Origin of the sequence: Caulobacter sp. D5, assembly GCF_003185805.1 — a bacterium.
Taxonomy (GTDB): Bacteria; Pseudomonadota; Alphaproteobacteria; order Caulobacterales; family Caulobacteraceae; genus Caulobacter.
Genome location: NZ_QHJY01000260.1, coordinates 1 through 7990 on the forward strand (window position 1 = coordinate 1; position 7990 = coordinate 7990).

Consider the following 7990-nt stretch of genomic DNA (forward strand, 5'->3'; position numbering starts at 1 on the left):
CCCTCTCCCCCTGGGAGAGGTTTGAGAAAAGCGGCGCGCCCCCTACGCATCGGCCGCCCGCCGCCTCACATCCTCGACCGCCGTCAGCACCGCCTCCGGCGTCGCCGGCGCATCCAGGTCCGGCATCACCCGATGATCCCCTACCGCCGCCACCGCGCGGGTGATCGCGCTGAACACCGAGATCGCCAGCATCAGCGGCGGCTCGCCCACGGCCTTGGAGCGGTGGACGGTCGGCTCGGCGTTGCGGCCGGGCTCCCAGAGCCTGACGTTCAGCACGCGCGGCCGATCGCTCGCCGTCGGGATCTTGTAGGTCGAGGGGGCATGGGTCTTCAGCACGCCCTTGGCGTCGTAGACCAGTTCCTCGGTCGTCAGCCAGCCCATGCCCTGGATGAACCCGCCCTCCACCTGGCCAAGGTCGATGGCCGGGTTCAGCGAGCGGCCCACGTCGTGCAGGATGTCGGCGCGCAGCACCTTGCTCTCGCCGGTCAGGGTGTCGATCACCACCTCGCTGCAGGCCGCCCCATAGGCGAAGTAGTAGAACGGCCGCCCGCGATGGGTCTTGCGGTCGTAGGTGATCTTCGGCGTGGCGTAGAAGCCCGTGGCCGACAGCGAGATCCGCGCGAGGTAAGCCTGCCGACAGAGATCCGGGAAACTCACCGTCTCGCCGCCGATCCGCACGCCGTCGGGCGTGAAGGCCACCTGCGAGGGATCGACGCCCCACTTCTCGGCCGCGAAGGCCGTGAGCCGCCCCTTCAGCTTGCCCGCCGCGTCCAGCACCGCCATGCCGTTGAGGTCCGCCCCCGACGAGGCCGCCGTGGCCGAGGTGTTGGGCACCTTGTCGGTGGTGGTCGAGGTGATCTTCACCCGCTCCAGAGGAACCTGGAACGCCTGCGCCGCCACCTGCGCCATCTTCAGATAGAGCCCCTGCCCCATCTCCGTCCCGCCGTGGTTCAGCATGATCGAACCGTCGGCGTAGATGTGGATCAGGGCGCCTGCCTGGTTCAGGTGGGTGGTGGTGAACGAGACGCCGAACTTCACCGGCGTCAGGGCCAGTCCCTTCTTGAGGATCGGATTGGCGGCGTTGAAGTCCGCCACCGCCTGCTGCCGGGCGGCGTAGTCGCAGGACTGCGCCAGCTCCTCGATCAGCTCCGGCGCGACGTTGTCCTCCACCACCTGGTAGTAGGGCGTCAGATTCCGGCTTCCGCCATAGAGGTTGCGCCGGCGCACCTCCAACGGGTCCAGGCCCGTGGCCTGGGCCACCGCGTCCATCACCCGCTCGATCGCCGCCATGCCCTGCGGCCCGCCGAAGCCCCGGAAGGCGGTGTTGGAGACGGTGTGGGTGCGATAGCGGTGCGAGACGATCTCGACCGCCGGCAGGTAGTAGGCGTTGTCGGCGTGGAACATCGCCCGGTCGTTGATGGCCGGCGAAAGATCCGTCGTCGCCCCGCAGCGCGAGGCCAGCTCCAGCCGGATCCCCAGCAGCCGCCCCTCGTCGTCGAAGCCGACGTCGTATTCCACCTCGAAGTCATGCCGCTTGCCGGTCATGACCATGTCCTCGTCGCGGTCGGGCCGGCACTTGGCCGGGCGGCCGGTCTTCACGGCCACGAGCGCGGCGGCCGCCGCAAACAGCGAGGCCTGGGTTTCCTTGCCGCCGAAGCCGCCGCCCATGCGCCGCACCTCGACGGTCACCGCATGATCCGGCCGGCCCAGCACGCGGGCGATCAGGTGCTGCACCTCGGTCGGATGCTGGGTCGAGCACCAGACGTGGACGTCGCCCTCCTCGCGCGGCGTCGCCAGCGAGGCCTGGCCTTCCAGATAGAAGTGGTCCTGGCCGCCGATGGCGTGGCGGCCCTGGAGGCGGTTGGGCGCGGCGACCAGGGCCGCCTCCGCATCGCCCCGCGCCATCCGCTGGCTGGCCTCGATCTTCAGGTCCAGCCCCTCGGCCTCGCCGATCGTGATCGCCGCCGGCAGGTCTTCGTACTCCACCACGGCCTTGGCCGCCGCCGCCCGCGCGGCCCCGATCGAGGTCGCGGCCACCGCGAACAGGCTCTGGCCGACGCAATAGACCTCGCCCTGCGCAAAGAGCCTGTCGTCGTGGATCACCGGGCTGACGTCGTTCTCGCCGGGAATGTCGGCGGCGCTCAGCACGCAGACCACGCCGGGCGAGGCGCGCACGGCGTCCAGATTCATCGAGACGATCCGCGCATGGGCCCTGGTGCTCATGCCCAGATGCACCTGCAGCAGGCCGGCCGGTTCGGGCAGGTCGTCGACATAGATCGCCGTCCCGGTCACGTGGCGCAGGGCGCTGTCGTGCGGGACCGAGGCGTGCACGCCCACGAAGGGCGTGACTTTCAGGGAAGCGCCGGAATCAGCCATGGGCCGCCTCCGCCAGCACGCTGGTCGCCACGCCCGGCTCGGCGCTTTCCAGATAGGCCCGGACCAGCAGGTTGCGCGCCGTCCTGGCGCGATAGGCGGCCGAGGCCCGCATGTCCGACAGCGGCGTGTAGTCCTCGTCCAGCTTGGCGGCGGCGGCGTCGACCGTCTCGGGCGTCCACGGCTCGCCGACCAGGGCCGCCTCGCAGGCGCTGGCCCGCCTGGGCGTACCGGCCATGCCGCCGAACGCCACCCGCGCCTCGACCACCACGCCGTCCACCACCGTGATCGCGAAGGCCGCGCAGACGGCCGAGATGTCCTGGTCGAAGCGCTTGGAGAGCTTGTAGACCTTGAAGATCTGCCCCGCCGGCCCGCGCGGCACGATCACCGCCTCGACGAACTCGCCCGGCTGGCGGTCCTGCTGGCCGTAGGCGACGAAGAAGTCTTCCAGCGGGATCTCGCGTGTCTGCTCGCCCCGGCGCAGCACCAGGGTGGCGCCCAGCGCGATCAGGGCCGGCGGCATGTCGCCGATCGGCGAGCCGTTGGCGATGTTGCCGCCGATCGTGCCGCTGTTGCGCACCTGGGTCGAGCCCAGCCGCCGCATCATCTCGCCCAGGCTGGGATAGCGGCCGGCCAGGGTCTCGATCGCCTCGACATAGCGGACGCCCGCGCCGATGCGCAGGGCGTCGCCCACCCGGGTGATGGTCTTCAGTTCGGGCACGCGACCAATGTCGATCAGGGTCTGGGGCGGCTTGCGCAGCTTGGTGACCCACAGCCCCACGTCGGTCGCCCCGGCTACGAAGGCCGCATCCAGATTGGCCTCGGCCGCGGCCGCCAGCTCGGACAGGCCGCGCGGCGCCAGCCAGCGGCGGGTGACGCCCCGCACCGGATCCTCGTGCGCCAGGCTCAGCATGGTCTCGCGCTGAATCGCCTTCAGCGGACCGGCGACGTCGGGCGCCTCTTCGCGCACCACCTCGCGCGCCGCCTCCAGGATCGGGCCATAGCCGGTGCAGCGGCAGAGGTTGCCCGCCAGCACGTCCTCGACCGGCGCCCCCGCCCCGCAGGCCCCGACCGCGCGGCCGTACAGCGACATCACGATCCCCGGCGTGCAGAAGCCGCACTGCGAGCCGTGCTTGTCGATCATCGCCTGCTGCACCGGATGCGGCTCGCCGGCGCAGGCGCCCGCACTTCCGGCGGCCAGGCTCTCGACGGTCATCACCGCCTTGCCGTCCAGCATCGGCAGGAACTGGATGCAGGCATTGACCGCCCGCCAGCGCACCGGCGCCAGATCATCGCCCGTGGTCAGTTCGCCGACCAGCACGGTGCACGAGCCGCAGTCGCCCTCGGCGCAGCCTTCCTTGGTCCCGGTCTTGCGCAGCGGCCCGCGCAGGTGCTCCAGCAGGGTCGTGGTCGGATCGACGCCCGCCGCCTCCTGCGCCTCGCCGTTCAGCAGGAACCGGATCGTCCCGCCCATCTCAGCTGCCCCGGTAGGTCGAATAGCCGAACGGCGACACCAGCAGCGGCACGTGATGGTGCTGGGCCGGATCGGCCACCGCGAAATCGATGGTCACCACGTCGAGGAACGGCGGGTCGGAGACCTTGGCCCCGCTGGCGGCGAAATAGGCGGCGATCTCGAATTCCAGGCGATAGCCGCCGACCGCCAGGTCCTCGCCCTCGAGCAGCCGCGCGCGGCCGTCGGCGTCGGTGGCGCTCGCCAGCAGGAGCGTCGGCGGGCCTTCCACCCGGCGATAGACGCGCACCGCCACCCCGGCGGCCGGGCGGCCGGCGGCGGTGTCGAGGATGTGGGTCGTCAGGCCGCTCATGCTTGGTCCTGCGGGATCTTGGTCATCATACGCTCTTTCGACCTCGCTTAAGAGGTTGATGCACAGAGGCTGAGACCGCGCGCGCCCGCTGTCCAGCCTCGCCGCCGCCGAACCGCCCGCCCGTGGCAGGTTCGCGGCCGGTTCGCCCAGCCAGGCGGCGACGGGCGCCCGCCGATTGAGCGTATATAAGTCTTTTATTACTTACCAGCCGCGCCCGTTGCGCCGCCCGACCGGCCCCGCCCGAAGCCAAACGGACGCAGAATCGCAAAAAATGGTCGGCGGACGCTGCGTAAGGTTGGAAAAGCGCGGCCAACCCCGGTAGCAACACCGGCAGACGGGCCGCGTGCGTAATCCCAACCCCGGGAGCGCGACAAAGAGACGGCCCGCGCCACGCGCTGCGCAGAACAGGACCGATCGATGGACGAGGATTTCCGTAAAGCCGCCCTGGATTACCACCGGCTGCCGCGGCCCGGAAAGCTGGCCATCGAGGCCACCAAGCGCATGGCCACCCAGCGCGACCTGGCCCTGGCCTACTCCCCCGGCGTCGCCGCCCCGTGCGTCGCCATCGCCGAGGATCCCGACCTCGCCCGCGACTACACCGCCCGCGGCAACCTCGTCGCCGTGATCTCCAACGGCACCGCCGTGCTGGGCCTGGGCGACATCGGCCCGCTGGCCTCCAAGCCGGTGATGGAAGGCAAGGCCGTCCTCTTCAAGAAGTTCGCCGGCATCGACGTCTTCGACATCGAGGTCGACGCCAAGGATCCCGACCGCTTCATCGAGGTCGTCGCGGCCCTGGAGCCCACCTTCGGCGGCATCAATCTCGAAGACATCAAGGCCCCCGAGTGCTTCATCATCGAGCGCAAGCTGCGCGAGCGGATGAACATCCCGGTCTTCCACGACGACCAGCACGGCACCGCCATCGTCTGCGCCGCCGCCGTCCGCAACGCCCTGCTCGTCCAGGGCAAGCAGCTGAAGGACGTCAAGCTGGTCACCTCGGGCGCCGGCGCCGCCGCCCTGGCCTGCGTCGACCTGCTGGTCTCCATGGGCCTGCCCGTCGAGAACGTCACCCTCACCGACATCAAGGGCGTGGTCCACGCCGGCCGCGATCCGGACATGCCGGACAACATGGCCCGCTACGCCCGTCCGACCGACGCGCGCACCCTGCCCGACGTGCTGCCCGGCGCCGACATCTTCCTGGGCCTCTCGGCTCCGCGCGTCTTCAAGCCCGAGTGGCTGCCGCTGCTGGCCGAAAAGCCGCTGATCCTGGCCATGGCCAATCCGGATCCGGAGATCCTGCCGGAACTGGTCTACGCCCAGCGCCCCGACGCCATCATGGCCACCGGCCGCAGCGACTACGCCAACCAGGTCAACAACGTCCTCTGCTTCCCGTTCATCTTCCGCGGCGCGCTCGACGTCGGCGCGTCCGAGATCAACGAGGCCATGAAGGTGGCGGCCGTCGAGGCCATCGCCGAGCTGGCCCGCGCCGAGGCTTCGGAAGTCGTCGCCTCGGCCTATGGCGGCGCGGCCCCGATGTTCGGCCCGCAGTACATCATCCCCAAGCCGTTCGACCCGCGCCTGATCCTGCAGATCGCCCCGGCCGTGGCCCGCGCGGCCATGGAGTCGGGCGTCGCCACCCGGCCGATCGCCGACTTCGACGCCTACCGCGCCGAGCTCGAGCTCTTCGTCTACCGCTCGGGCCAGCTGATGCGCCCGGTGTTCGAGCGCGCCCGCAAGGCGACCAAGGCCGCCAAGGTCCGCGTCGCCTATGCCGAGGCCGAGGACGAGCGCGTCCTGCGCGCCGTGCAGACCGTGGTCGACGAGGGCCTCGCCGCCCCCGTGCTGATCGGCCGCCGCGAGGTGATCAAGGCCAAGGCCGCCGAGATGGGCCTGCGCCTCGACCTGGGCGGCGCCGTCGAGATCCTCGACCCGCAGGCCGACCGCGAGCTGTTCGAGCCGATCATCGGCCAGTACCAGGACCTGGTCGGCCGCCGCGGCGTGCCGCCGATGGCCGCCAAGCGCCGCGTCGAGGGCCGCCGCACGGTGGCCGCCTCGATGCTGCTGCAGACCGGCCAGGTCGACGCCGCCCTCGTCGGCGGCAGCGGCGACTGGTGGCAGCACATGACCTACGTCCTGCCGATCATCCCCAAGCGCGAGAACGTCGGCCGGGTCTACGCCATGTCGTCGCTGATCCTCGACAACGGCACGCTGTTCTTCTGCGACACCCACGTCAATGTCGACCCGACCGCCGAGCAGGTGGCCGAGATGACGCTGCTGGCCGCCGAATCGGTGCGCCGCTTCGGCCTGACGCCCAAGGCCGCCCTGCTCTCGCACTCCTCGTTCGGGGCCTCCAACTCGCCGACCGCCCGCAAGATGCGCGAGGCCCTGGCCCTGGTCCGCGCCGGCGCGCCCGAGCTCGAGGTCGACGGCGAGATGCACGCCGACGCCGCCCTCTCCCAGGCCCTGCGCGACCGCCTGGTCGGCGACAGCACCCTGAAGGGCTCGGCCAACCTGCTGGTCATGCCGACCCTGGACGCGGCCAATATCGCGCTGACCCTGCTGACGGCCGCCACCGAGGCCCTGCTGGTCGGTCCGATCCTGCTGGGCATGAGCCGGCCGGTGCACGTGCTGACGCCCAGCGTCACCGCCCGCGGCATCGTCAACATGACCGCCCTGGCCGTGAACCAGGCGGCCGCCGAGCGGGCTGCCAAGGCGGGCTGATCAGGCCTCCGCCGGCTTTCGGGCCGGCGATCTTGCGATCTGGATGGCGGCCTCTCGCAAGGGAGGCCGCCATTCTTTTTGCGCGCCGTCCGGAGGCCGCTTGAGGCCCGGATCGCGCGCACGAAAAAGCCCCGCCGGAACCCGCCCCTGTCGCAGCGACAGAAGCCAGGTCCCGACGGGGCCTAATTCGCCAGGTCGGCAGTCGGCCAGGCGCTCCGCGCCCAGCCGAAAGACCGATCCCTTAGAGGATGCGCAGGTTGCCGGCCGAGGTCTTGCCCGAGCGGCGGTCCTGTTCGAGTTCGTAACCGACTTGCTGGCCTTCGTTCAGGCCGCGCAGGCCGGCGCGCTCGACGGCCGAGATGTGCACGAAGATGTCGCCACCGCCGTTGTCCGGCTGGATGAAGCCGAAGCCCTTGGTGCTGTTGAACCACTTCACGACGCCCGTACCGGCTTCGCCGGTGCCGCCGCCACCGCCGCCGCCACCGTAGCCACCGCCACGGGGAGCGTCGAAGCTGCGCTGCGGACGACGCGGCGCGCCGCCGGCCGGAACGGCGCCATGGCCGGTCACGCGCAGATTGCCGGCCGAGGTCTTGCCCGAACGGCGGTCCTCTTCCAGCTCGTAAGCCACCTGATCGCCTTCATTCAGGCCCGACAGGCCCGAACGTTCAACCGCGGCGATGTGGACGAACACGTCCTGGCCGCCGTCCTCGGGCTGAATGAAGCCAAAGCCCTTGGCCGGGTTGAACCACTTAACGACACCGTTCGCCATCTTATCCTCAAAACCTCAATCGACGGGCCAATTGCCGGCCCGCGTCCTTCCACAGCAACTCATGACGCAAAACTGCGGCACGCGCTACGCCCTTTGCACGGAGATTATGGGTGGGAAGCGGCCGCTGGCCAGAAAAATTCGCGCGCGGAGGCTCAGCTGTCGCCAAAATACCACTATGAGTGGTAAACGGAGGCGTCAAAAAAGGCCGACGCCGGACGACATCGACCTTGCTGGTCTATCAGGAAAGTGGGTGCGGGGACAGGATTTGAACCTGTGACCTTCAGGTTATGAGCCTGACGAGCTACCG

At 70.2% G+C, this 7990-nt stretch carries 5 protein-coding genes and 1 pseudogene; 1 reads left to right on the forward strand and 5 read right to left on the reverse strand.

Features of this window, described 5'->3' with window-relative positions; all coding sequences use genetic code 11:
- Positions 1–42: 42 nt before the first annotated feature.
- Genes xdhB through uraH form a run of 3 tightly spaced genes read right to left on the reverse strand, consistent with a single transcriptional unit; the run spans position 43 to position 4196 of the window.
- Positions 43–2376, reverse strand: a complete 2334-nt coding sequence (gene xdhB, locus DMC18_RS16930) for a xanthine dehydrogenase molybdopterin binding subunit (protein ID WP_110121717.1) — start codon at positions 2374–2376, stop codon at positions 43–45.
- Complete coding sequence (gene xdhA, locus DMC18_RS16935; protein WP_110121716.1) at positions 2369–3847, reverse strand: xanthine dehydrogenase small subunit; 1479 nt, start codon at positions 3845–3847, stop codon at positions 2369–2371. Before xdhA ends, xdhB begins: the two co-directional genes overlap by 8 nt.
- A 1-nt stretch (position 3848) precedes the next feature.
- Positions 3849–4196, reverse strand: coding sequence for a hydroxyisourate hydrolase (gene uraH / locus DMC18_RS16940; protein WP_110133125.1), 348 nt, complete (start codon positions 4194–4196; stop codon positions 3849–3851).
- Between the two features lie 417 nt (positions 4197–4613).
- Between uraH and DMC18_RS16945 the strand changes: the two genes are divergently transcribed.
- Positions 4614–6914, forward strand: coding sequence for an NADP-dependent malic enzyme (locus tag DMC18_RS16945; RefSeq protein WP_110121714.1), 2301 nt, complete (start codon positions 4614–4616; stop codon positions 6912–6914).
- Positions 6915–7155: 241 nt separating this feature from the next.
- Here the strand turns inward: DMC18_RS16945 and DMC18_RS27000 are convergent, their stop codons facing one another.
- Entirely contained in the window at positions 7156–7350 is a 195-nt protein-coding gene (locus tag DMC18_RS27000; RefSeq protein ID WP_233245359.1) for a cold-shock protein, read from the reverse strand.
- A gap of 129 nt (positions 7351–7479) precedes the next feature.
- Positions 7480–7683, reverse strand: a pseudogene (locus DMC18_RS27005) (cold-shock protein); the annotation flags it as partial.
- Positions 7684–7990: the final 307 nt, after the last annotated feature.

Coding starts and splice junctions, on each gene's coding strand:
- xdhB (WP_110121717.1), bottom strand. CDS start 2,376: ATGGCTGATTCCGGCGCTTCCCTGAAAGTCACGCCCTTCGTGGGCGTG.
- xdhA (WP_110121716.1), bottom strand. CDS start 3,847: ATGGGCGGGACGATCCGGTTCCTGCTGAACGGCGAGGCGCAGGAGGCG.
- uraH (WP_110133125.1), bottom strand. CDS start 4,196: ATGAGCGGCCTGACGACCCACATCCTCGACACCGCCGCCGGCCGCCCG.
- DMC18_RS16945 (WP_110121714.1), top strand. CDS start 4,614: ATGGACGAGGATTTCCGTAAAGCCGCCCTGGATTACCACCGGCTGCCG.